The organism is Streptomyces sp. NPDC051684 (assembly GCF_044453445.1).
In the GTDB taxonomy this organism is placed as follows: domain Bacteria; phylum Actinomycetota; class Actinomycetes; order Streptomycetales; family Streptomycetaceae; genus Streptomyces.
The window spans coordinates 81,059-104,284 of sequence record NZ_JBITCS010000012.1; the positions used below are offsets into that span (position 1 = coordinate 81,059).

A 23,226-nucleotide genomic window follows, 5' to 3' on the forward strand; every position below is an offset into this window, starting at 1 on the left:
TGGTCGGGCGCGGGCAGGTGCGACCTCGAGTCATATGCGTGGCCCCTTCAACCTTTCACAGGTCAAAGAGAATAGAGGTCGGTGTGTCCTCCAGACTGGTGGCCGAACACCTGTACATGGTGTTCGGCGGGCGACAACAAGAGGCTGTGGACAGGCTCCGCGGCGGCGCGGACCGCGAGGAACTGCGCGCCGAGGGGACCACGGCCGCCGTGATCGACGCGTCGTTCACCGTCGAGCCCGGTCAGATCTTCGTCGTCATGGGTCTGTCGGGATCCGGTAAGTCCACGCTCCTGCGCATGCTGAACGGGCTGCTCGAGCCGACGTCGGGACATGTGGAGTTCGAGGGCGAGGACCTGACGGCGCTCGCTCCGCGTGAGCTGCGCGAGGTCCGGGCCCGCAAGATCAGCATGGTGTTCCAGCACTTCGCGCTGTTCCCGCACCGCTCGGTGATGGAGAACGCGGGCTACGGCCTGGAGGTGCAGGGCGTGCCGCGCGCCGAGCGCGAGGAGCGGGCGGTCGAGGCGCTGCGCCTGGCCGGTCTGGAGGGGTGGGAGAAGTCCTTCCCCGACGAGCTGTCCGGCGGTATGCAGCAGCGTGTGGGCCTGGCCCGGGCGCTGGCCACCGACGCCGACCTGCTGCTGATGGACGAGTCCTTCAGCGCGCTCGACCCGCTGATCCGGCGCGACATGCAGGACCAGCTCCTGGAACTCCAGAAGACGCTGAAGAAGACGATCGTCTTCATCACGCACGACCTCAACGAGGCCATGCGTCTGGGCGACAACATCGCCGTCATGCGTGACGGCCGGATCGTCCAGATCGGTTCGGCCGAGGACATTCTCGTCACGCCGGCCAACGACTACGTGGCCTCCTTCACGCAGGACGTCGACCGCTCCCGCGTGCTGAGCGCGAGCGCGATCATGGCCGACGCGGAAGACGGCTACGACATGGCCGATGCCCCGGCGAAGGTCCACCAGGACACACCGATCGCCGAGCTGTTCCTGCCGTGTTCGACCAGTGAGATACCCGTCGCCGTCGTGGACGACGAGGGCGGGCTCGTCGGCGTGGTGCCGCGCGAGCGGCTGCTCGCCGTGCTCGGCGAGCCGACGAAGACCGTGGAGGGCGACGGAGCCGCCTCCGGCCGCACCGAGGACGACACGGCGAAGAAGGTGAAGGCCGGTGCCTAGGATTCCCTTCGGTGACTGGGTCAATGACGTCGTCCAGTGGATGCTCGTCCACCTGGACTGGCTGTTCGGCTTCTTCGAGAGCATCTTCAACGGCGTCTACAACGGGCTGACCGACCTCCTCCAGGCGCCCGAGCCGCTCGTGCTGGCGGGCATCTTCGCCGTGATCGCCTTCTGGCTGCGCGGCACGTTCGGGGCCGTCCTCGCCTTCGTCGGGCTCTGGTTCATCCAGAACCTGGAGCTGTGGGACAAGGCGATGGAGACCCTGTCGCTCGTCCTCGTGTCGACACTCATCGCGCTCATCATCGGCGTGCCGCTGGGCATCTGGGCGGCCCGCTCCGACCGGGTCAGCAATCTGTTCCGTCCGGTCCTGGACCTGATGCAGACGCTGCCGGCGATGGTCTACCTGATCCCCGCGATCCTCTTCTTCGGCTCGGGCGCCCCGGCCGGTATCGTCGCGACGCTGATCTTCGCGGTGCCGCCGGGCGTGCGCATGACCGAACTGGGCATCCGGCAGGTCGACAAGGAGCTGGTCGAGGCCGCCGACGCGTTCGGCACGACACCGCGCAGCACCCTGTTCCGTGTGCAGTTTCCGCTCGCCCTCCCGACGATCATGGCCGGTGTCAACCAGGTCATCATGCTGGGCCTGTCGATGGCCGCCATCGCGGGCATGGTCGGCACCGGCGGACTCGGTGGCGCCGTCAACGAAGCCATCGGCCAGCTCAACGTCGGTCTCGGTGCCGAGTCCGGCATTTCGATTGTGATCCTCGCGATCTACCTGGACCGCATGACCAGCTCGCTCGGCCAGCAGGTCTCCCCGCTCGGCCGCCGCGCGCTGGCCAAGCTGCGGGCCACGCACGGTCTGAAGATCTGGTCGTACCGCCCCCGCCCGGCCGTCGCCGTGGTCGGAGTCGTCGTCCTCGCGCTCGTCGCCGGCGGCATGGGCATGTTCGGCCAGAACAACGCCGCGACCTCGCCGGCCGCCGCGTCCACCGACGTCGGCCAGGGCAAGAAGATCACCCTCGGCTACGTGCCGTGGGACGACGCCGTCGCCTCCGGATTCCTGTGGAAGGAGGTCCTGGAGCAGCGTGGCTTCCAGGTGGAGATGAAGCAGCTCGACGCCGGGCCGCTCTACACCTCGCTGGCCGAGGGCTCGGTCGACTTCCAGACCGACTCGTGGCTGCCGGTGACGCACGCCCCGTACTGGAAGAAGTACGGCAAGAACCTGGAGGACCTGGGCTCCTGGTACGGCCCGACCTCCCTCGAACTCGCTGTCCCGTCCTACATGAAGGACCTCAAGTCCATGGAGGACTTGAAGGGCAAGGGCGAAACGTTCGGCGGCAAGATCACCGGCATCGAGGCCAGCGCCGGCGAGATGCAGATGCTGAAGAGCAAGGTCCTCAAGGAGTACGGCCTCGACAAGGAGTACAAGGTCGTCGACAGCTCGACGCCGGCGATGCTGGCCGAGCTCAAGCGCGCGTACGCCAAGAAGAAGCCGATCCTCGTCCCGCTCTGGTCGCCGCACTGGGCGTACAACGACTACAAGCTCACCAAGCTCAAGGACCCGAAGGGCACCTGGGGCAAGGGCGACGGCATCCACTCCATCGGGCGCAAGGGCTTCGGCAAGGACTTCCCCGAGGTCGACAAGTGGCTCAAGTCGTTCAAGCTGACCGACAAGCAGCTCACCAGCCTCGAGGCCGAGATCAACAAGTCGGGCAAGGGCAAGCAGCAGGACGCGGTCAAGGCGTGGCTGAAGCACCAGGACCCCGGCTTCGTCGACAAGCTGGCCCCGGTCAAGAAGCAGTCGACCCCGGCCGAGGCCAAGCGCCCGGTGAACGTCGCCTGGTTCCCCTGGGACGAGGACATCGCGGTCACCTTCCTGTGGAAGCACGTCCTGGAGAACCGCGGCTACAAGTTCAACCTGAAGCAGATGGACGTCGGCCCGGTCTACACCGGCCTGTCCACGGGTGACCTCGACGTCAACTTCGACGCCTGGCTGCCGTATACGCAGAAGAGCTACTGGGACAAGTACAAGAACAAGGTCTCGACGCTGGGCTCCTGGTACGGGCCCACGTCGCTGGAGATCGCCGTCCCGTCGTACGTGAAGGGCATCAAGTCGGTCGAGGACCTCAAGGGCCGGGCCAAGGAGTTCAACGGCAAGATCGTCGGCATCGAGGGCGGCACCGGCACGATGGACATCCTCACGAAGGATGTCGTGCCGGGCTACGGCCTCGACAAGGAGTACAAGGTCGTCAACGGTTCGACGCCGGCGATGCTGGCCGAGCTGAAGCGCGCGTACGCCAAGAAGGAGCCGATCGCGGTGCTCCTGTGGACCCCGCACTGGGCCTACAGCAAGTACGACCTGACGAAGCTGAAGGACCCCAAGGGCCTCTTCGGCAAGGGCGACACGATCCGCACGGTCACCAGCAAGGCGTTCACCAAGCAGTACCCGCAGCTCACGAAGTGGTTCAAGAAGTTCAAGATGACCGAGGACGAACTCGGCACTCTGGAGATCGAGATCAACAAGCACGGCCAGGACCACCAGGAGGAGGCCGTCGCGGCGTGGCTGAAGAAGCACCCGGAGGTGGAGCGGCGGATGACGGCGCCGTAGGGATGCGCTTCGTATAGGTGCTGGTGAAAGCCACTCCGAACCCTTGATAAGGTTCTGTTCGTCGCCACGGGGCAAGGCCCCGGAAGCGGCGAACACCTTGTCCGGGTGGCGGAATGGCAGACGCGCTAGCTTGAGGTGCTAGTGCCCTTTATCGGGCGTGGGGGTTCAAGTCCCCCCTCGGACACTCATTCACCTCATGGAGTGCCGGTCGAGATCCTTCTCGGCCGGCACTTTTTGCTGTTCCGGGCTGCCCCCGGCCTGTTTGTGGCGTGCACAGATGTGTGTGCTTGCATGATCATTGCGCCACGCACGGGGGAGGGGACACCGCATGATGCACCCGGAACAGGGGGGGCCAGTGGGCCCCAGATGGCCGCGGGAGACGCCGGCCGGGCCGAACTGGCGGCGGAGACAAGGGACTTCTACGCGGAGCGCGGGGACCGGGACGCGCTGCTCGCCGCTTTCCGTGAGGCGGCGGTCATCGTCCCGGTGGCCGGGCCGCGCTCGTTGTGGAACGGCTCGGCGCGCGGCACGCGGTGGCTGTACGCCTTCACTTCGCAGGGCGAGCTGCAACGGTTCGTGCACGCCAAGGGCGCGCGGGACGACGCGGATCTCGCCGCGCAGCACGGCCGGATCAGCTTCGTGACCGTGCTCGGCTTCCGGCTCCTGGACGACGTCCTGCCCGAGCTCGTACGCGAGGTGAGGGTGCCGGCGGGCGTCGCGGTGGACGTCGCCGGCGCGTATCCGATGCTGCTGCTGCCGCCCACGTCCGGCATCGTCCCGGATGCCATCGCCGTCGACATCGTGGCGCAGGGGGCGATGGCGTGAGCGGCAACGGCTGCGGGGGCGACCCGGAGCTGCGTCTCGGCCACAGGAAGAACCTCCATGTCTCTTCGGTCGTGGAAAAGAACGGGCAGCACCACATCTACGGGGAGATTTTGAAGTGAACGGGAACCCGGACCGAGAAGAGGAACACAGGGTGGCCGGCGGCCCACTGCCCGAGGACCTGCATCCCACCATCGTGTACAGCCCGCCGGACTTCGAGACGTTGTGCTCCGGCCCCGTGAAGTACGTACTCCTGGACAACCCATTGGGTGCCATCGGCTGTCTGTGGGCCTCGGACGCGGAAGGGACGCCTACTCCCGCGGCCTCTCTCCCACCGAATTCCTCGCGCACGCCCAAGAAGCCGGTCTCGGCGCCTGGCCGTACCCGGGACGCGTCATTCCCGGCAGCGAAGGAGGGGCCGAGAGCAAGGACGTTCTGCGGCGGCAGCTCGCCACGCCGGGCGGCGTGCCCGTGAACCGACGCACTCTCTTCTCGGGGCCAGTGGCTCGGCGACCTCGCACCCCAGGGCGCGGCCTACGTCGACGGGGGCTGGCAGGAGTGCATCAGCGTACTCGAACGCCTGGCCGCAGCCGCCGCGCCCGGTGGCGTCGACCCGGAGACCGATCCGTGCCTGGCCACGGGCGCGGCGCGGATCGCCGAAGAGGCCCTGGTCACCGGCCTGTTGTGCTTCCTGCTCTTCCCCGACGACCCGGTCGCGGCGGTGCGCCGCGCCGCGTGCACCTCCGGCGATTCCGACTCCATCGCCGCGCTCACCGGCGCGTTCGCGGGCGCCCACCACGGGATCGCGGGCTGGCCCCCGGAGTGGATCTCCCAGGTGGAGCACAGCAAGGAGCTGCTCGCGCTGGGCGGGGTGTGGGACGAAGGGGCCTGAATCTGACCGGGTTCCCCGGACGGACTCAGGCCTTGTCGTCCAGGTCGACCGGGACCTCCAAGCCCGCCGCCTCGTCCCAGAACTCCGGGTCCGCCTTCTGGAGGCGGGTCGCCGCGTGTTTCATGTGGCGGCGGGCCGCCGTACGCGCCGCCTTCGGGTCGCCGGACTCGATCGCGGTCAGGATCGCCTGGTGCTCGTGGCGGACCGCTTCGAAGAAGTCGTCGCGGCGGGCCTCGTTGGCGCGGGTGACGCGGATGCCGCCGCGGGAGACCTCGCCGAGGTAGCGGACCGTGGAGACCAGGACCGGGTTGCCCGTCGACTCGGCGATGGAGCGGTGGAAGGCGAGGTCCTCGTCCGTGCCGTCGCCGCCCGCCGCGACCGCCGTGTCGATCGCGGCAAGCGCCGCGCGCATCCGCACGATGTCGGCGGGCTGCGCGCGGCTCGCCGCGAGATGGGCGGCCTCGGACTCCATCGCGCGGCGGACCTCGACGATCTGGAGCACCTTCGCCAGCGTGCCCGGCGACTCGGCGTCGCCCTCCAGGTCAAGGGGACGGGTGCGGCGGGGCAGCACGAAGACGCCCCTGCCCTGGCGGGGTTCCACCAGGCCCGCGTTGCGCAGCCGCGAGACCGCCTCGCGGATCACCGTGCGGCTCACGCCGAGCTGCTTGACGAGCTCCACCTCGGTCGGCAGTTTGTCGCCCTCGGTCAGCCGCCCCGACTCGATCTCCTCGGTGAGCATCGCCGCGACGCGATCGGCGAGCCGCACGGGCCCGTCCACCTTGTTGAACATGACGTCAGTCTATCGACGTGGCCGCGGGGACCTCGGCGGTGACCGCGGCCGGGTGGTCGGCGACGTACTGGCGGATCACCGAGGCGAAGTCCGGGTCGGCGGACAGGCCGAGCGCCGCCGCGCGGGCGTTGTCGAAGGACGCAGGCCACGAGCCGACGATCGCCTCCACCGACGCGTCAGGGGCGACCGTCACCAGGTCGGCCACCGCGTCGCCCGCCACCTCGCGCAGGGTGGCCAGCATGTCGGCGACCGTGACCGTCAGGGCCGGGAGATTCACCGGGATGTTGCCCGTCAACTGGCCCTCGGCCGTGCCGCGTTCGGCCTGTGCCACCCGCAGGATGCCCTCCACCGTGCGGCGCGGCGAGGCCAGCGCCACCCGCGTGTCCGGGCTCACCGGGCACGTCGCCGGGAGGCCGGAGAGGGGTTCGCGGACCACGCCGGACAGGAAGCCCGAGGCGGCGGCGTTCGGCTTGCCGGGGCGCACCGACACGGTCATCAGGCGCGTGACGCGGCCGTCCAGGTACCCGCGGCGCGTGTACTCGGCGACCAGCTGCTCGCAGATCCGCTTCTGCACGCCGTAGCTGGACTGCGGGGCGGGGAGTGTCGATTCGTCCACCACGGGCGGCAGCGGGAGTGCCGCGTCCGAGCCGTAGACCGCCACGCTGCTGGCGAGGACGAGGCGTACGGTCGGGCCGCGCGACTCCGACTGGGCGCGGGCCGCCTCCAGGAGGGCGCGGGTCGTGTCCAGGTTCGCCGTCATACCGAGGTCGAAGTCCGCCTCGCACTCCGCCGACACCGCGGCCGCGAGGTGGATGACGACGTCCACCGGCTCGGCGAACAGGTCCCCGAGGTGGTCCGTGAGGTCGCCCCGGACCACGTCCACCAGGGCGTCCGCCGTGAGCGGCGACTCGTCGGGGACGAACTTGTCCGCCAGTGTGAGGCGGTCGATGGGCGCGCCGTCGAACGTGCGCCGCTCCAGCAGGGCCTCGGCGACCTGACGGCCCAGGAAGCCGAAGCCGCCCGTGATGACGATCCTCATGCGTACTGCTCTCCTTGCATGTTCTTCAGCCAGCCGAGACCCTCGCTCGTGCCGGCCCTGGGGTGGTACTCGCAGCCGATCCAGCCGTCGAAGCCCAACTCGTCCACCACCGAAAGAAGGTGACAGAGGTTCAGCTCGCCCGCGTCGGGCTCGTGGCGGTCGGGGACGCCCGCGATCTGCAGATGGCCCACGCGGCCCGTCGGCAGATCGCGGCGGAGGGTGGCGGTGAGGTCGCCCTCGACGATCTGGCAGTGGTACAGGTCGAGTTGGACCTTCAGGTTGGGCGCGCCCACCTCGCGTACGACGGCGTGGGCGTCCGCCTGGTGGTTCAGGAAGTAGCCCGGCATGTCGCGGGTGTTGATGGGCTCGATCAGGATGTCGATCCCCGCGGGCGCCGCCTGTTCGGCCGCGTACGCCAGATTGCTCAGGTACGTGTCCCGGCACGCGGACCGCGACACGCCCTCGGGCACCAGGCCCGCCATCATGTGCACGCGCGGGCTGCCGAGCGCGGCCGCGTACTCCAGGGCCCGGTCGACGCCCTCGCGGACCTCGGCCTCGCGGCCCGGCAGCGCCGCGATGCCGCGCTCGCCGCCGTCCCAGTCGCCGGGCGGGGCGTTGAACAGGACCTGGCGCAGGCCGTGTTCGTCGAGGCGGTCGCTGAGCTCCCCGGTCCCGTACGCGTACGGGAAGAGGTACTCCACGGCCTCGAAGCCGTCCGCCGAGGCCGCGGCGAAGCGGTCCAGGAAGTCGTGCTCGGGATACAGCATGGACAGGTTCGCCGCGAACCTCGGCATGGTGACTCCAATCGGGAGAGATCGAGAGTGATCGAGAGAGGCGGGTACGTCAGCGGTTGACGACGTCCTTCTTCGTCGTCAGGACCGCCGCCGCGCCGATGACGAGCGCGAGGGCCAGAACGTACATCGGGATCGCCGTCGAACCGGTCGCGTCCTTCAGCGCGCCGATCATGTACGGGCTGACGAAGCCGGCGAGGTTGCCGACCGAGTTGATCGCCGCGAGGCCCGCCGCGGCCGCCGTGCCGCCGAGGAAGGCGGTCGGCAGCGACCAGAACAGCGGTGCGCAGGTCAACACGCCGGCCGCCGCGATCGACAGGGCGACCAGGGCCAGCGCGGTCGAGTCGGTGAAGCTCGCCGCCATCGAGAAGCCGACGGCGCCCATCAGCGACGGGATCACCAGGTGCCAGCGGCGCTCGCGGCGCTTGTCGGCGGAGAAGCCGAAGAGGTTCATGGCGATCAGCGCGGCCAGGTACGGGACGGCGCTCAGGACACCGATCGCGAGGCCCCCCTTGACGCCGGTGGACTCGACGAACGTCGGCATCCAGAACGTCAGCGCGTACTGGCCCATCACGAAGCAGAAGTAGATGAGGCACATCAGCCACACCTTGCCGTTGCGGAACGCGTCGAGGGCACGGCCGTGCACGGTGTGGTGGGTGGCGTCGGCGGCGAGGGCGCTCTCGATGACGGTCTTCTCGTCGTCGCTCAGCCACTTGGCGTCGCGCACGCTGTTGTCGAGCCAGAACAGGCAGACGACACCGATGACGAGGGCGGGGATCGCCTCCACGACGAACAGCCACTGCCAGCCGCTCCAGCCTGCGGCGTCGTCGAAGACGTCCATGATCCAGCCGGAGAGCGGGTTGCCGAAGATGCCCGCGACGGGGATCGCCGACATGAACATCGCGATGACACGGGCGCGGCGCTGGGAGGGGAACCAGTACGTGCAGTAGAGGATCACGCCGGGGTAGAAGCCGGCCTCGGCGGCGCCGAGCAGGAAGCGGAGCACGTAGAACGTGGCCTCGCTGTTGACGAAGGCGAACGCCGCGGACACCAGGCCCCAGCTGATCATGATGCGGGCGATCCAGGTGCGGGCGCCCACCTTCTGCATCAGCAGGTTCGAGGGGACCTCGAAGAAGAAGTAGCCGATGAAGAAGAGGCCGGCGCCGAGCCCGTAGGCCGCCTCGCTGAAGCCGAGGTCCGAGGACATCTGCAGCTTGGCGAAGCCCACGTTCACGCGGTCCAGGTAGGAGACCACGTAGCAGAGGATCAGGAAGGGGACGATGCGACGGATCACCTTGCGGAACACGGCGTTCTCACGTGCGAGTTCGGGGGTGTCGGCCGTGGGGACGGTCGTGGACATGAGGGGCACTTCCTTGTGCGGCTCAGGTGGGGGAACGAGCGGGAGGGGGGAACTACCAGGCCGCGCCGAACGTGGCTCTCAGTTCGGCGATGGCGTCTTCGGGGAGGGGGGTGGGTTCGCGGTCGGTCGTCAGCCACAGACGGGCCGTCTCCTCGAGCTCCTCGAGGACGGCGAGCGCGGAGGCGGCGTTCGGGCCCCAGACCACGGGGCCGAGGCGGTCGAGCAGCACCGCGCGGATCGAAGCCCCTTGTGCAGCACGGGAGTTGATGCGCTCGGTCACCAGATCGGCGACGCGCGGGTCGCCGGGCCGGTGGTACGGGATGTGCGGGACGTGTCCCACCTTCATCACGTAGTACGGGGTGATGGGCGGCAGCACGTCGTCCTGGTGCCACACACCGGCGAGGGTGAGTGCGACCAGGTGGGTGGAGTGGGTGTGGATCACGAAGCGGGCCGTGGGGTCGGCCTCGTAGATCCGGCGGTGGAGGGTGAGTGTCTTGCTGGCGCGGTCGCCCGCGACCTGCACACCACCGGCGTCGACGAGCGCGAGCCGCTCGGGCTCCAGGAAGCCGAGGGCCGCGTCCGTCGGGGTGATGAGGTGGCCGAGGCCGTCGTCGAGCTTCGCGCTGATGTTGCCGGCGCCGGCGTGGACGTAACCGCGGTCGAAGAGGCTGGTGCCGACGCGGACGATCTCCGAACGCGCCGCGTCCACGGGGGACTTGAGGTCGAGTGTCACTGGTGCTCCCCGTGGCCGAGCTTGTCGAACGACGTGGTGAAGAAGTCGGGGCCACCGAAGTTGCCCGACTTGAGGGTGATGTGCAGGGTGTCACCGTCGGCGAGCGGCGCCGCGCACCACGGCACGCCCGGATCGATCTGCGGACCGATCCGCAGTCCGGTCAGTCCGAGGGCCTGCACGACGGCGCCGGAGGTCTCGCCGCCGGCGACTACGAGTCGCCGCACTCCGCGCTCGACGAGGCCCTGGGCGACCCGCGCGAGCGTCCGCTCGACCAGCTCCCCGGCCTCGGCGGCCCCGAGCTGCCCCTGCACGTCGCGTACGGCGTCGGGGGACTCCGTCGAGTAGATGAGCACCGGTCCTTCGGACGACAGATGGGCGTCGGCGAAGGCGAGCGCCTCGGCGGCCACGTCCTCGCCCGCCGCGATCCGCATCGGGTCCACGCTGAAGCCGGGGCGGCCGGTGGCGAGGAACTCCCGCACCTGGCCGTTGGTGGCGGCGGACACCGAACCGGCGACGACCGCCGAGTGGCCGGTGGCGGCGGGGAGTTCGGCGGCCTCGGGGGACGGGGTGATGCCCCAGTTCGCGGGCAGCCCGATGGCGAGGCCCGAACCGGCGGTGACCAGCGGCAGGCCGGCGACCGCGGCGCCCAGGCGCACGAGGTCGTCGTTGGATACGGCGTCGACGACCGCGGCGCCGACGCCGTCCTTGCGCAGCTCCTCGATCCGCGCCGCGATGGCCTCGGCTCCGGCCGCGACGGCCTTGTGGTCGATGAGCCCGACGGGCCGCCCGGTCTGCGCGCCGAGCACCGACACCAGGTTGGAGTCCGTCATCGGGGTCAGCGGGTGGTGCCGCATGCCGCTCTCGCCGAGCAGCACGTCACCGACGAAGAGGTGTCCCTTGAAGACAGTGCGGCCGTTGTCGGGGAACGCGGGGGTCGCCACGGTGAAGTCGGTGCCGAGCGCGTCCATCAGGGCCTCGGTGACCGGGCCGATGTTGCCGGCCGGCGTCGAGTCGAACGTCGAGCAGTACTTGAAGTAGATCTGCTCGGCGCCCGCGGCACGCAGCCACTCCAGGGCGCGCAGCGAGGAGTCGACGGCCTCGGCGGCCGGGACGGTCCGCGACTTGAGCGCGATGACGACCGCGTCGGCGTCCTGTGGTGTCTCGGTGTCCGGAGCCGGTACGTCGATCAGCTGGACCACGCGCATGCCCGCGCGCACCAGGTTGTTGGCCAGGTCGGTGGCGCCGGTGAAGTCGTCGGCGATGCATCCGAGGCGGACGGGCATGTCAGTTCTCCTTCTGGGGCGCGGGCGCCGGCGCGGGCTGCGGTGCGGGCCGGGGCGCGGGCTTCGGTTCGGGCAGTTCAATGCCCGGGAAGATCTTGATGACCGCGCTGTCGTCCTCGCCGCCGAGACCGGACGCGGAGGCCTGGAGGAACATCTGGTGGGCGGTCGCGGACAGCGGCAGCGGGAACTTCTCGGGCCGGGCCGAGTCCAGCACGAGCCCGAGGTCCTTGACGAAGATGTCGACGGCGGAGAGCGGTGTGTAGTCCCCCTCCAGCACATGGGCCATGCGGTTCTCGAACATCCACGAGTTGCCCGCGCTGTGGGTGATCACCTCGTACAGCGACTCGGCCGGCACACCCGCCTTGATGCCGAGGGCCATGGCCTCCGCGGCGGCCGCGATGTGCACGCCCGCGAGCAACTGGTTCACGATCTTGACCTTGGAGCCGAGCCCCGCGGTGTCGCCGAGCCGGTAGACCGTGGCGCTCATCGCGTCGAGCACGGGCTCGGCGAGCGCGTACGCCTCCGGGGCGCCGGAGGTCATCATCGTCAGCTCGCCGGTGGCGGCGCGGGCGGCGCCGCCGGAGATCGGCGCGTCCAGGCAGCGCACGCCCAACTCATTGAGCCTGCCCTCCAGTTGGGCGGCGAAGGTGGGGTCGACGGTGGAGCACATGACGTAGACGGAGCCGGGGCGCAGCCGGTGGGCCGCGCCGCCGTCCCCGAAGAGGACCGACTCGACCTGCGCCGAGTTGACCACGACGCCGACGAGGACGTCGACGTCGGCCGCCAGGTCGCCGGCCGTGTCGTGCGCGGCGCCGCCCTCGCGGGCGAAGTCGGCGGCCACGTCGGCGCGCAGATCGTGGACCGCCACGTGGAACCCGGCCGCGCGCAGGCTGCGCGCCATGCCGAGCCCCATGGCCCCGAGGCCGACGACACCCACGCGGGGCCGGTCCTGTCGATCCTGGTCGTGCATGTGTGTCCGTCCCTGTCTCTCGCCGTGGGCCGTGGGGCCGCGGGTCGAGGCCCGTGGGGCCGTCGAGCGCAGGTCATATGATGACCTGACGTCGCCGGTGAGTACAGGGTGATGCCGGTCACACGTGGGTGGCGGCGTCCCGCCGGGAGTAATGGCTGCGGCTTCGCCGGAAGTTGAGTCACAAGCGATGCGCGGGACCTTGTTACCCAGACCCGTCGCGCTCCGCCTCACCGCCGGGATCGGCGCGCTCGTCCTCGCGGGGGCGGCCGCGATGACGCTGTCGACGTCCGAGGCGTCGGCCGCCGTGACCGGCACCGCCACCGGCTACGCCACGCAGAACGGCGGAACCACCGGAGGCGCGGGCGGAGCGACCGTACGGGCCACCACCGAGACGCAGATCCACGCGGCCCTGTGCAACCGCGCGAGCGACAGCGCCCCGATCACCATCGAGGTCGAGGGCACGATCAACCACGGCAACACCGCCAAGGTGTCCGGCGACAGCTGCAGCACGGCCGCCGGTGTCATCGAGCTCAAGCAGATCAGCAACGTCACGATCGTCGGCGTCGGAAACGGCGCGGTCTTCGACCAACTCGGCATCCACATCCGCGAGTCCAGCAACATCGTCATCCAGAACGTGACGGTCCAGAACGTCAAGAAGTCCGGCTCGCCCACCTCCAACGGCGGCGACGCCATCGGCATGGAGAGCGACGTCCGCAACGTCTGGGTGGACCATGTGAACCTGCTCGCCTCGGGCGGCGAGTCGGAGGGCTACGACGGCCTCTTCGACATGAAGGACAACACCCAGTACGTCACCCTCTCGTACAGCACGCTGCGCAACTCGGGGCGTGGCGGCCTGATCGGCTCCAGCGAGACGGAGCTGTCCAACGGCTACATCACGTTCCACCACAACCTGTACGAGAACATCGACTCCCGCGCACCCCTGCTGCGCGGCGGCACGGCGCACATGTACAACAACTACTACGTGAGCCTGAACGAGTCGGGCATCAACTCCCGCGCCGGGGCGAAGGCCAAGGTCGACAACAACTACTTCAAGGACTCGAAGGACGTCCTCGGCACCTTCTACACGACCGCCGCCGGATCCTGGCAGGTCAGCGGCAACACCTTCGACAACGTGAGTGACGTGGTCCGGCGCCGCGAGCGACTACAAGCCGGCCGGGCCGAACCCGACGTCGAACACCACGGTCTCGATCCCGTACTCCTACAAGCTCGACGCGTCGTCCTGCGTGCCGGGTGTCGTGGGCGAGACGGCGGGACCCACCGACCCCACGCTCACGCAGCCCTCCGGCACGAACCTGAGCATCGGCGCGGGCGCCGACGGCTCCAGCAGGGCGGACGGCACCAGCTACGGCAACGTACGCGACGGCAGCATGACCACCTACTGGTCGCCGAGCGGCACGACCGGCTCGGTCTCGGTCAAGTGGGGTATGGCCACCGCGGTCTCCAAGGCGAACATCCGGGAGACGGCGGGAGCCGCCGGCCGCATCAAGGCCTGGCGGCTCCTCAACGGTGACACGGGCGCGGTGCTGGCCTCCGGCACTGGCGCGGGTGTCACCTCGTTCCCCAGGACCTCGCTGAAGAAGCTCACGCTGGAGATCGCCAGCGCGAGCGCGACGCCGCAGGTCGCGGAATTCGAGACGTACGCCCAGTGGACGGAAGACCCGCGCCCGCCGGTTTCCGGACCGGCGGGCGCGGGTCCGGCCGCACATGCCCCGGTCAGCCGTGGAACGTGATGTACCCGTTGCGGTCCCGGTCGTTCGTCGACGCCTTGTAGGAGTGGACGTCCGAGCGGGGGCCTGAGGGCTTGTACAGGTAGATGGTGTCCTTGTCGTTGTTCCACATGAAGTTGCAGTTGTCGCGGTAGACGACGTTGTTCGCGTCGGAGTCCGTGCCGTTGCCGCCGCGCAGCTTCACGTAGTCACCGGGCTGCAGGGAGTGGCTCGCGGTGAACTTGAAGCGGTTCCCCGCGGCGTCCTTGACGAGGTACCCCTTGAGGTTGACCGTCGCGGTGCGCGAGTAGTTCTTGATGGTCAGGTACTCGTTCTTGGTGTTGCCGCCCGAGCAGCGGTTGTCGTCCGTGCCGGGGGCGTTGTACTGGACGCCCCTGATCTTCAGGGCCGAGGAGTACTCGGCGGCCTGCGCGGGCGACACGGTCGCGGCGAGCGCGGCGACGGCGGCGGCTGCGGGCAGGGCGTAGCGGTAGCGCATGAGGTTCCCCCCTCATTCGTTCCAGTGGAGCCCCGCGACCATATGCCATGTGCGTGGGCGGTGGCGGCAATGTGAAGGAAACGTGTACAGGATGGCTCAGGGTGTGCTGATCGAGGCCCCCGGCCCCAGCGGTATGTCGAAGCCGTAGAAGATGCCCAGCACCGCGAGCCAGGCCACGAGGAACGGGACCACGAACACCGACAACCGCGAGAGCAGGGAGCCGAGTTGGGCCTCCGGGCGAGGACCACGAGGCCCGCGCGGAGCATGCCCCGGCGTTGGAGGGCGGTGACCTCCGTGGTGACCTCCCCGTCCGACTCGGTACCGTCCCCGGTCGGCTGCGGCAGCCGCGGCTCCAGGACCCGCGAGATGAGGAAGCCGCCGATGAGGGCGAGGACGACGCTCGCCGACGCCGTGTAGAAGTAGTTGATCAAGATGTGCGTCGGGGCGTCCCCGCCCTGCGGGAGGACCTGCGCGGCCTGATGGGTGATGCCCGTGTAGAGGGCGTCGAGCGCGCCGATCGTGAAGCCCGCCGCGTACCCCGCGCACACGCAGGCGAAGCCGCCGATCAGGCCCGCGACCGGGTTGCGGCCCGCGTTCTTGAACACCAGCGCGGCCAGCGGCGGGATCACCAGGATCGCCACGTCGCTCATCAGGTGGGCCTGCGCCGCCACGAAGGCCACCAGGTACGGGAGCAGCCAGACCGGCGCGCGGGAGATCGAGGCGCGGACCATCGTCTCCAGCAGGCCGGTGCGTTCGGCCACGCCGACCGCTGCCATCATCAGGAGCACCGTGCCGAGCGACGGGAAGCCCGTGAAGTTGGGGATGAAGTTCTCCAGGAGCCAGACCACGCCGTCCCCGGTGAACACCCCCTTGACCGCCACCGTCTTGTCCTCGCCGGGAATCGTCACCGTCGCGCCGGCCGCCGCGAGCGCGGTGGACGCGGCGCCGACGAGGACGAACAGACCGAGGAAGAGCAGGACCGGGTGGGGGAGCTTGTTGCCCACCCGCTCGATGCCGGACATGGCCCTGTCGATGAACCCCGCTCTGGTGGGCCCCTTCTCGGGGGCCGGGGCCTGTGTCGTCATGTCCCGAGTCCGTTCTTGCGGAGTGTGCCGCCCTGCGCGACGAGGACGACGTTCGCCGGGTCGGCGAGCAGTTCGATGTCGGCGAGCGGGTCGCCCTCGCACAGCACCAGGTCGGCCCGCTTGCCCGGCTCCAGCGTGCCGATCTCGGCGTCCAGGCCGAGGAGTTCGGCGGCGGAGCGGGTGCCCGTGGTGATTGCCCGCAGTGGTGTCATGCCGAGGGCCACGAGGTGGGTGAGCTCGCGCAGGTTGCGTCCGTGCGGGACCATCGCCGCGTCCGTGCCCATGGCGATCCGCACGCCCTCGGAGATCGCCGCGGAGATGTTCTCCTTGGTGATCGACGACCAGCGGACCTTCTTCTCGTAGTGGTACGGCTCCATGGTGGCCTTGTCGATGCCGTCGAAGACCGTGGAGAGTGTCGGGACGACGAACGTGCCGCGCTCGCCCGCGAGTTCACGGGCCTGCGCCGACATGCCGTAGCCGTGCTCGACGCTGGTGACACCGCCGCGGATGGCGTTGAGGATGCCCGCGGTGCCCTGCGCGTGCGCGGCGACCGGGCGGCCGCCGTGCCGGGCCAGCTCCTCGACGACCGTACGGATCTCGTCCTCGGTGAGGCCCTCGTCGTCGGGGTGGTCGTACGGGCTCGACATGCCGCCCGTGGCGCACACCTTGATGACATCGGCGCCCGCGCGCAGCAGCTTGCGCACGGCGAGCCGCACCTCGTCCGGGGTGTCGGCGATCTCGCCCATCCCGGCGCTCGGATCGAAGCCGCACTCGGTCGCGAAGTCGGCGTGGCCGCCGGTGTGGCTGAGGATGCGCACGGCGGTGTGGATGCGCGGTCCCGTGGTCAGGCCCTGTGCGACCGCCGTGCGGTAGCCGGCCGGCAGCCCGCCGAGGTCGCGCACGGTCGTGACACCGGCATCGAGGGTGGCACGCAGCCGCTCGGCGGTGCGGAAGGTCTCGACGGTGGTGTCCTGCTCGTAGCGGCGCACCATCTGGCGCGCGGACTCGACACCGAGGTGGACGTGGGTGTCGATGAAGCCGGGCAGGAGCGTGCGGCCGCCCGCGTCGATGGTGCGGACGCCGGGCAGGGCGTCCGGCGCCGTCGCCGCAGGGCCCGCGTACGTGATGAGGCCCTCGGTGTCGACGACGAGCGTGGCGCTCTCGACGGGGGCCGCGCCGGTGCCGTCGATGAGGCGGGCGTTGGTGATGCGAAGCGAGGAAGGCTGTTGGGAACTCATGAGCGAACACTGTCGGATTCGGCGATGACGAACACGTAAAATCGCAGGAACCCGACCCGCCCCGACGATCTGTGCAGGATTTGGGCCACTGTGAGAACGCAGCTTTCGGAACCGTCTGCGGAGAAACCGTCTGCGGAGGAATCCACCGCAGAGGAACCCGCCGTTGCGGAGCGCACCGTGGTGGAGCGCACCAGGATCGACGAGCTCGATCTCGCCCTCGTGCACGCCCTTCAGATCAACACCCGCGCCCCGTGGACACTCATCGGCGAGGCCCTCGGCATCGACCCCGTCACCGCCGCCAGGCGCTGGGAGCGGCTCGCGCGCAGCGGCGCCGCCTGGGTCGACGGCTATCTCGCGCTCGACCGCGACGAGGGCTCGGTGTACGCGCAGGTCGAGATCGACACCGGCGGGCATCTGCCGGAGGACGTGCTGACCTCGCTCGCCGCGGACTCCCGGATGCTCAGCCTCAAGCAGACGTCCGGCGGGCGCGATCTGCTGGCCATCGTGGGTGCCTCGTCGTTCGACGACCTCGCCCGGTACACCGGGGAGCGGATCTCCCGGCTGCCCGGTGTGCGCGGCACCAGGATCCATGTCATCACGGCCGTGCCCTTCGAGGGCGCGCAGTGGCGGCTGCGGAGCCTCACACCGAGCCAGCGCGCCCTGCTCCGCCCCGACGACGCGGCCGCCGAGAGCCCCGCACCCGACGAGCCGATACGGCCCATAGACCGGCGCATCGCGCACGCGCTCGGCACCGACGGGCGGATGCCGCTGTCGGGCCTCGCCCGCGCCACCGGTGCGAGTACCGCCACGGTCCGCCGCAGGCTGCGCGTGCTGGCCGCGGGCGGACGGCTCTCGCTGCGGTGCACCCTGGCCCGGCCGCTGACGGAATTCCCCGTCTCCGCCGTCTACTTCGGGTCCGTGCCCGCCGAGAACCTGGACCCTGCCGTACAGGCCCTGCGCACCCTGCCGGGCCTGCGCATGTGCAGCATCACGGCGGGCACCCACAACCTCATCCTGGACATCTGGCTGCGCACGCTGGCCGAGGTGCACACCACGGAGGCCCTCCTCAACCGGCGCCTCGCCGACCTCGGCCTGCGCATCACGGAGCGCGCGGTGGTGCTGCGCACGCTGAAGCACGCCGGCCGACTGCTCGACCGGCGCGGCCACAGCGTGGGCGCCGTCCCTCTCAGGTCGACCGGAGACTGAGTTCCCGCTCCTCCGCGTCGGCGTCGAAGCCCACCGGCTCCCACCGCTTCACGAGGAGCGCGATCAGGCCGAGGACCGGCGCGCCGAGAATCACCCAGTACACGCCGGTGCCGAGGCCGGTGCTGAGGATCGGGAAGAAGAACAGCGTGAGCGTCGAACCGAGGCGCAGCACCGCCTGGTTGAAGCCGATGGAGACACCGCGCATCGAGGTCGGGAAGCCCAGCGAGGCGTAGCTCATGATGTGCGCGCCGGGGCCGAAGCCCTGCGCGAACATGAACGCCCCGAGCATCAGGATGCCCGCCGTCACGAGGGCCGTGCCCGAGGGCTGTCCGATGAGCGCGAGCACCGTGATCGCCACGAGCTGGATCGCGAAGCCGAGCGACATCATCGGCCAGGCGCCCTTCGTCGACGCCCAGTGGATGCCGAGCAGTCCACCGGTCAGCGCGAAGACGAGGTTCAGGGTGAAGGACGACGCGATGGTGGTCAGCGGGCCCTGCGTCATGAGCGTGGCGATGATGATCGGCAGACCGAACGCGACCGCGTTGTAGCCGAAGGTCTCCGCGAGGCCGACCGCCACCGACTGGATGGTGCGCGTGCGGTACGGGCCCTTGAACAGGCGGGCGTAGGAGGCGAGCCCGGGGCGCTGCGGGCGCTCCGTCTTCCCCTCGACGTCATCGGGGACGTACGCATCGACACCGTAGGACTGCCGCAGGATGCCCGCCGCGCCCTCCAGGTCGCCCTGGTCGGCTGCCCAGGTCGGGGACTCGTTCATGTAGCGGCGGCGCAGCAGCAGGACCACGAGTGCGGGGATTGCGCCGAAGCCGACGGTGAAGCGCCACAGCCAGCCCAGGTGTGCGTCGGGCAGTAGGAAGTACAGCGCCATGATGACGAGGTAGCAGCCGCTGGTGGCCGCGTACCAGGCGGGCGACCAGGCGGCCGTGCGCGAGCCCTTGCTGCCCTTGCCGCGCAGCCGGGAGAACTCGGCGAGGAACGCGATGGCGACCGGGATGTCCATGCCGACGCCGATGCCCATCACGAAACGGGCGCCGATCAGCGTCCAGGCGTCCTGCGCGACCGCGCACACCAGCGCCGTCACCACGAAGAACAGCATGTTGGCCATGAAGACCCGGTAGCGGCCTATTCGGTCCACGAGCCAGCCGCCGAGGAGCGCGCCGATCAGCGAGCCGACGCTGATCGACGCGGTGACGACACCGGCCATCGTGGAGCTGAGACCGAACTGCTTCGTGATGTCGGGGAGCCCGTACGCGAGCGAGCTGAGGTCGTACGCGTCGAGGAAGATGCCGCCGAGCGCGATGATCACGATCATCCGGGCGTGCTTGCCGCGCGCCGTGCCGGAGTTGACCAGATCGGAGACGTCGGCCGCGGACCGGATCGCGACGGGTCCCGTCCCGGCGGTCGGGGGTGTGGTGGTGCTCACGGGGGCCTTCCGGTGTGCTTCCGATGGTGCGGGTGGTACGGGTGGAGCGTTGCGCGGAATCGTATGCAACCACCGGAAGGCCCTCGTCCACTTGTCCGGATGCTGGTCAGTGCTCGTGTTCCCCGGTGTCCGGCTTGGCCCCCGGCGTCCACTTCTGGGTGGACTTCCCATTGAGGTCCCACACCACCTTGCCGGCGCGGACGGTCAGCTGGGTGGTGAGCTTGCGGCTGCCGTCGATCCGGTAGCCGAAGCTGTCGACGTAGCCGAACCTGCCCTTGTCGAGGGAGAACATCGCCAGGTCGGCCGGGGCGCCGACCGAGAGGTTGCCCAGGTCGGCGCGGCCGACGGCCTTCGCGGGCTTCCAGGTGGAGGCCTCGACCACGTCCTTGAGCGGCATGCCGAGCGTGAGGAACTTGCCCATGATGTTCGGCATGTCCTTCATGCCGGCGTTCATGCTGGTGATGTGCAGATCGGTGGAGATGGTGTCGGGTGCGAAGCCCTCCTTCATCGCCTCGACGGCCACGTTCCAGCTGAAGCTGCCGCCGCCGTGCCCGACGTCGAACAGCACACCCCGCTCCCGGCCCTTGTGCAGGCCGGAGTTGAGCTTGCCGCTGTCGAGCAGTTCGTTGCGCAGGCCCGAGTACACATGGGAGTAGATGTCACCGGGGCGCAGTTTCTCGCCGAGGAGTTGCTCGATCGGCCGCTCGGGGTGGTTGGCGCCGAAGTCGACCATCACCGGGAGGTCGGCCTTGGTGCCCGCCTCGACCGCGTTGTCGACGGCGGCCCAGTCCTTGCCCTCGTAGTGTGCGGTCTTGATGCCGACGACGGTGTCCGGGTGCTGGGCCGCCTTCTCCGCCGCGGGCCCCGGCTTCATGTCACTGACGTCCTGCTCGACCTTGGCGCCGCCCATGCCCTTGCCGACGATGTTGAGGAAGGCGAGGACGCGGGTCTGGGAGCGGTCGATGATGTTCTTCTTGAACAGGTCGAAGTTGGCCGCGCCCGAGGAGCCCGCGTCGACGGCGGTGGTGACACCGGTGCGGAAGGTGAAGCCGTCGGGTGCCACCCCGTTCTTGCCGTTCGCGTAGTCGTCCTCGGGTCCCGGGAACAGATGGGCGTGCAGATCGACCAGGCCGGGGGTGAGGTACGTACCCGCCGCGTCGACCTTCTGTTTCGCGGCGGAGGCGTCGATGTCCTTCGCCACCTTCGCGATCTTCCCGTCCTTGACCGCGACGTCGCGGACCGCGTCCACATGGTTCTTCGGGTCGATGACATGGCCGCGCTCGATGACCAGGTCGTAGGCCTCGGCCTGCGCCTTCGCGGCCGCCGTCGACGGTGCCAGGGCGCCTGCCGTCGCCGCGCCGAGCGTCAGCGTCAGGGCGGCCGGAAGCACCAGCCAGTGGGCCCGCTGTCTTATGTGCATGAGGACTCCCTCGTCGTTCGGACCGGTGGGACGACTCAGATGACGGCGATGCAGTCGATCTCGACCAGCGAGTCGCCCGGGATGCCGGCCGCCGCCGCGATCGTGGTGCGCACACCGGGTTCGGGGCCCCAGCGGCCGAGGAAGACCTCGTTCATCCCGTCGTAGTCGTCGAGGGTGTTCAGATAGACGTTGATCTTGAGGACCTTCGCCATCGAGGAGCCCACGGACTCCAGATGGCGCTCCACCTCGTTCAGCACATGGTCGGTGTGCGCGCGGATGTCACCCTCGAAGTGGGCGCCGATCCCGGAGATGAAGACCATCGAGCCGTACGTGACGATGGGGCTGAACAGCGGGTTCTCCGGCGGCTTCCCGCCGTCGGGGTAGTGCACCTCCTTGCGCGGCTTGTCGGGCTTGCCGTGCCGGGCGTCGGCGGCCGAGGCCGGGCCCGCGCCCGCCACGGCCGGTACGGCGGCGATGGCCGCCACGGCGGGGGCCTTGCGGATGAAGTCCCGTCGGTTCGAGGTCACGCGTCCTCCGATGAAGGTGATGGTGGGAGTGCTGGAGAAGGGGGGGGGGCTCAGGACGTGCGGGTCGCGTTCCAGGTGCCCTTGAGGTACTCGCCCAGATCGACGCGGCCGCTCATCTCGTCGCCGGAGAGCTTGCCGGTGAAGGCGTACGAGAGGGAGTCGCCGTGCTCCTCCCCGTACGAGCTGCGCACGGTCACCTCGTCGGCGCTCACCGAGCCCGTGGCGGCGCGTGAGACGAAGTCGCCGCGGTGGGTGCCCGTGAGCTTCGCGCCGTCCTGCTTCAGCGTCAGCTTGTGCGCGCTGGAGGCGCCGGCCGCGTAGGTGATCTCCAGGGACCAGGTGCCGCTCGCGTCGACGGAGGGCGGCTTCGGCTTCGCGGGGGCCGGCGGCGGGTCCTTCAGCTGCTTGACGATGTGGTCGGCGATGGTCTTCTCGTCGCCGGCCTCCAGCATGTACGGGGTGACGGCGAGGCCCGAGAGCGCTGGGTCCTTGCCGCTCGCCGGGTTGATGGCGATGCGCGGCTCGCCCGCCCACAGGGCGTCCACGATCGTCTGGCCGACGACACCGCGCTTCTCCGCGTCCCAGAACAGGTTCAGCGTCGGCGTGCGGTTGGACAGGCCCTCCGGCTGGACGAGTTCGGAGGTGACACCCGGGACCGCGGCGGAGACCCGCTTGGCGATGGTGCGCAGCCACGAGGTCCACTTCGCGTACTCGGCCTTGTGGTCGCGGCGCACCCACATCTCGACGGCCGCGAGCATGCCCATGGCCTCCTCCTTGCCGACCTTGAAGCCGCGGGCGTAGCCGTGGTGCGGCGCGCTGTGCACCCACGCCGCGCGCACCAGGTCCTCGCGGCCGAGCAGGATGCCCGCCGACTGCGGCCCGCGCAGCGCCTTGCCGCCGCTGTACGCGACGAGGTCGGCGCCGCGCTTCAGGTGCACGTTGGGGATGGTGAGGACCTCGGCGGCGGCGTCGACCAGGACGGGCACGTCCTTGGCGTGGGCGAGGTCGGCGATGGTCCTCAGGTCCAGTTCGCTCTCGTCGACGCGGGGCATCGCGAACACGTAGACGAGCGCGGTCTGCGGGCCGAGCGCCGCCTTCATCTCCTCGCGCGTCGCCACCTCGACGACCTTCAGGCCCACGGCGCTGATGGCGGCCTCGTACACGTTCCGGGAGTGCTTGGGGATGATCGCCTCGGTCTTCTTGAAGCCGCTCAGGTCGGGGATCTGGATGTGCAGGTCGGGGTTGCCGCCCGCCGTGCAGGCCGCCGACGCGTGGGTCAGGGCCGCCGAGCAGCCGGAGCTGACCATGCCGAACCCGGCGCCGGTCAGCTCGCCGAGCCGTCTGCCGACGCCGTCGGCCAACTCGTCCAGCTGCACGTACTGTCGCGACGCCGCGTCGATGGCCTCGCGCACCTCCGGCAGGATCAGCGAACCGCTCAGGACGGTGTAGGTGCCGCGGCCGTTGATGAGGGGCCGGACGCCGATCCGCTCGTAGCCGCCCTTCTTCGCGGCGGCGTTGGTCGTGCCGGTGGACCTGTCGGCCGCCGACGCCTCTCCCGCGAGCAGCGGGCCGAGCGTGAGCGCCCCGCCGACCGCTGCGCTGCGCCCGAGCATC

The 23,226-nt window shown here is 69.9% G+C and carries 18 protein-coding genes, 1 tRNA gene and 2 pseudogenes; 7 read left to right on the forward strand and 14 right to left on the reverse strand.

Annotated features, from left to right (window positions below; all coding sequences use genetic code 11):
• Nucleotides 1–116: 116 nt before the first annotated feature.
• From ACIA8D_RS16715 to ACIA8D_RS16735, 5 genes and pseudogenes are all read left to right on the forward strand, one after another.
• Complete coding sequence (locus tag ACIA8D_RS16715; protein ID WP_399232908.1) at nt 117–1,184, forward strand: glycine betaine/L-proline ABC transporter ATP-binding protein; 1,068 nt, start codon at nt 117–119, stop codon at nt 1,182–1,184.
• Nucleotides 1,177–3,792, forward strand: a complete 2,616-nt coding sequence (locus ACIA8D_RS16720; RefSeq protein ID WP_399232705.1) for an ABC transporter permease/substrate binding protein — start codon at nt 1,177–1,179, stop codon at nt 3,790–3,792. Before ACIA8D_RS16715 ends, ACIA8D_RS16720 begins: the two co-directional genes overlap by 8 nt.
• A gap of 99 nt (nt 3,793–3,891) precedes the next feature.
• Nucleotides 3,892–3,976: transfer RNA gene (locus ACIA8D_RS16725), tRNA-Leu, on the forward strand.
• Nucleotides 3,977–4,158: 182 nt separating this feature from the next.
• Nucleotides 4,159–4,617: a hypothetical protein gene (locus ACIA8D_RS16730; protein WP_399232707.1), complete on the forward strand. Its 459-nt coding sequence runs from the start codon at nt 4,159–4,161 to the stop codon at nt 4,615–4,617.
• Nucleotides 4,618–5,113: 496 nt separating this feature from the next.
• A pseudogene (locus ACIA8D_RS16735) lies at nt 5,114–5,506 on the forward strand (ADP-ribosylglycohydrolase family protein); the annotation flags it as partial.
• 25 nt (nt 5,507–5,531) lie between these two features.
• On the opposite strand, the gene ACIA8D_RS16740 reads toward ACIA8D_RS16735, so the two are convergent.
• The 7 genes from ACIA8D_RS16740 to ltnD are packed head-to-tail and all read right to left on the reverse strand — an operon-like array spanning nt 5,532 to nt 12,472.
• The gene (locus ACIA8D_RS16740) at nt 5,532–6,296 is read right to left on the reverse strand and encodes a FadR/GntR family transcriptional regulator (protein ID WP_399232709.1); all 765 of its coding nucleotides are present in this window, start codon (nt 6,294–6,296) and stop codon (nt 5,532–5,534) included.
• A 4-nt stretch (nt 6,297–6,300) separates the two neighbouring features.
• Nucleotides 6,301–7,335, reverse strand: coding sequence for a D-erythronate dehydrogenase (gene denD / locus ACIA8D_RS16745; protein ID WP_399232711.1), 1,035 nt, complete (start codon nt 7,333–7,335; stop codon nt 6,301–6,303).
• The gene (gene otnI, locus ACIA8D_RS16750; RefSeq protein ID WP_399232712.1) at nt 7,332–8,129 is read right to left on the reverse strand and encodes a 2-oxo-tetronate isomerase; all 798 of its coding nucleotides are present in this window, start codon (nt 8,127–8,129) and stop codon (nt 7,332–7,334) included. Before otnI ends, denD begins: the two co-directional genes overlap by 4 nt.
• Before the next feature lie 49 nt (nt 8,130–8,178).
• Nucleotides 8,179–9,486, reverse strand: a complete 1,308-nt coding sequence (locus tag ACIA8D_RS16755) for an MFS transporter (protein WP_399232714.1) — start codon at nt 9,484–9,486, stop codon at nt 8,179–8,181.
• 52 nt (nt 9,487–9,538) lie between these two features.
• Nucleotides 9,539–10,219, reverse strand: coding sequence for an aldolase (locus tag ACIA8D_RS16760; RefSeq protein ID WP_399232716.1), 681 nt, complete (start codon nt 10,217–10,219; stop codon nt 9,539–9,541).
• Entirely contained in the window at nt 10,216–11,502 is a 1,287-nt protein-coding gene (otnK, locus tag ACIA8D_RS16765; protein WP_399232718.1) for a 3-oxo-tetronate kinase, read from the reverse strand. The genes ACIA8D_RS16760 and otnK overlap by 4 nt, the downstream gene beginning before the upstream one ends.
• 1 nt (nt 11,503) lies before the next feature.
• Complete coding sequence (gene ltnD / locus ACIA8D_RS16770) at nt 11,504–12,472, reverse strand: L-threonate dehydrogenase (RefSeq protein WP_399232721.1); 969 nt, start codon at nt 12,470–12,472, stop codon at nt 11,504–11,506.
• Nucleotides 12,473–12,659: 187 nt separating this feature from the next.
• On the opposite strand from ltnD, the pseudogene ACIA8D_RS16775 reads away from it, so the two are divergent.
• Nucleotides 12,660–14,136: pseudogene (locus tag ACIA8D_RS16775) on the forward strand (polysaccharide lyase family 1 protein); the annotation flags it as partial.
• Nucleotides 14,137–14,206: 70 nt separating this feature from the next.
• On the opposite strand, the gene ACIA8D_RS16780 reads toward ACIA8D_RS16775, so the two are convergent.
• From ACIA8D_RS16780 to ACIA8D_RS16790, 3 genes are read right to left on the reverse strand one after another with little or no spacing between them, the layout of a single operon-like run.
• Nucleotides 14,207–14,698: a lamin tail domain-containing protein gene (locus ACIA8D_RS16780; RefSeq protein ID WP_399232722.1), complete on the reverse strand. Its 492-nt coding sequence runs from the start codon at nt 14,696–14,698 to the stop codon at nt 14,207–14,209.
• Nucleotides 14,602–15,783, reverse strand: coding sequence for an AbgT family transporter (locus ACIA8D_RS16785; RefSeq protein ID WP_399232724.1), 1,182 nt, complete (start codon nt 15,781–15,783; stop codon nt 14,602–14,604). The genes ACIA8D_RS16780 and ACIA8D_RS16785 overlap by 97 nt, the downstream gene beginning before the upstream one ends.
• Nucleotides 15,780–17,021, reverse strand: a complete 1,242-nt coding sequence (locus tag ACIA8D_RS16790) for an amidohydrolase family protein (RefSeq protein WP_399232727.1) — start codon at nt 17,019–17,021, stop codon at nt 15,780–15,782. The genes ACIA8D_RS16785 and ACIA8D_RS16790 overlap by 4 nt, the downstream gene beginning before the upstream one ends.
• A gap of 177 nt (nt 17,022–17,198) precedes the next feature.
• Here ACIA8D_RS16790 and ACIA8D_RS16795 point away from each other — a divergent pair, with 177 nt between their 5' ends.
• Nucleotides 17,199–18,227, forward strand: a complete 1,029-nt coding sequence (locus tag ACIA8D_RS16795; RefSeq protein WP_399232729.1) for an Lrp/AsnC family transcriptional regulator — start codon at nt 17,199–17,201, stop codon at nt 18,225–18,227.
• Here ACIA8D_RS16795 and ACIA8D_RS16800 read toward each other — a convergent pair.
• The 4 genes from ACIA8D_RS16800 to ACIA8D_RS16815 form a co-directional block, all read right to left on the reverse strand.
• Nucleotides 18,208–19,665 (reverse strand): MFS transporter, encoded by a 1,458-nt coding sequence (locus ACIA8D_RS16800; RefSeq protein ID WP_399232732.1) that lies wholly within the window; start codon nt 19,663–19,665, stop codon nt 18,208–18,210. The two genes, ACIA8D_RS16795 and ACIA8D_RS16800, sit on opposite strands and share 20 nt — an antisense overlap.
• Before the next feature lie 106 nt (nt 19,666–19,771).
• On the reverse strand, nt 19,772–21,085 hold the full coding sequence (locus ACIA8D_RS16805; protein ID WP_399232733.1) for an amidohydrolase/deacetylase family metallohydrolase: 1,314 nt from the start codon (nt 21,083–21,085) through the stop codon (nt 19,772–19,774).
• Between the two features lie 35 nt (nt 21,086–21,120).
• Nucleotides 21,121–21,612: a RidA family protein gene (locus ACIA8D_RS16810; RefSeq protein ID WP_399232734.1), complete on the reverse strand. Its 492-nt coding sequence runs from the start codon at nt 21,610–21,612 to the stop codon at nt 21,121–21,123.
• Between the two features lie 50 nt (nt 21,613–21,662).
• A complete protein-coding gene (locus ACIA8D_RS16815) occupies nt 21,663–23,225 on the reverse strand; it encodes an aminotransferase class V-fold PLP-dependent enzyme (protein WP_399232735.1) in 1,563 nt (520 codons plus the stop codon).
• Nucleotide 23,226: the final 1 nt, after the last annotated feature.

Excerpts from the sequence above, each read along its gene's own strand:
- ACIA8D_RS16780 (WP_399232722.1), bottom strand. The coding sequence starts at position 14,698 with ATGCGCTACCGCTACGCCCTGCCCGCAGCCGCCGCCGTCGCCGCGCTC.
- ACIA8D_RS16805 (WP_399232733.1), bottom strand. The coding sequence starts at position 21,085 with ATGCACATAAGACAGCGGGCCCACTGGCTGGTGCTTCCGGCCGCCCTG.
- denD (WP_399232711.1), bottom strand. The coding sequence starts at position 7,335 with ATGAGGATCGTCATCACGGGCGGCTTCGGCTTCCTGGGCCGTCAGGTC.
- ACIA8D_RS16785 (WP_399232724.1), bottom strand. The coding sequence starts at position 15,783 with ATGACGACACAGGCCCCGGCCCCCGAGAAGGGGCCCACCAGAGCGGGG.
- ACIA8D_RS16790 (WP_399232727.1), bottom strand. The coding sequence starts at position 17,021 with ATGAGTTCCCAACAGCCTTCCTCGCTTCGCATCACCAACGCCCGCCTC.
- ACIA8D_RS16715 (WP_399232908.1), top strand. The coding sequence starts at position 117 with ATGGTGTTCGGCGGGCGACAACAAGAGGCTGTGGACAGGCTCCGCGGC.
- ACIA8D_RS16755 (WP_399232714.1), bottom strand. The coding sequence starts at position 9,486 with ATGTCCACGACCGTCCCCACGGCCGACACCCCCGAACTCGCACGTGAG.
- ACIA8D_RS16730 (WP_399232707.1), top strand. The coding sequence starts at position 4,159 with ATGGCCGCGGGAGACGCCGGCCGGGCCGAACTGGCGGCGGAGACAAGG.
- ltnD (WP_399232721.1), bottom strand. The coding sequence starts at position 12,472 with ATGCACGACCAGGATCGACAGGACCGGCCCCGCGTGGGTGTCGTCGGC.
- otnI (WP_399232712.1), bottom strand. The coding sequence starts at position 8,129 with ATGCCGAGGTTCGCGGCGAACCTGTCCATGCTGTATCCCGAGCACGAC.
- otnK (WP_399232718.1), bottom strand. The coding sequence starts at position 11,502 with ATGCCCGTCCGCCTCGGATGCATCGCCGACGACTTCACCGGCGCCACC.
- ACIA8D_RS16815 (WP_399232735.1), bottom strand. The coding sequence starts at position 23,225 with ATGCTCGGGCGCAGCGCAGCGGTCGGCGGGGCGCTCACGCTCGGCCCG.
- ACIA8D_RS16740 (WP_399232709.1), bottom strand. The coding sequence starts at position 6,296 with ATGTTCAACAAGGTGGACGGGCCCGTGCGGCTCGCCGATCGCGTCGCG.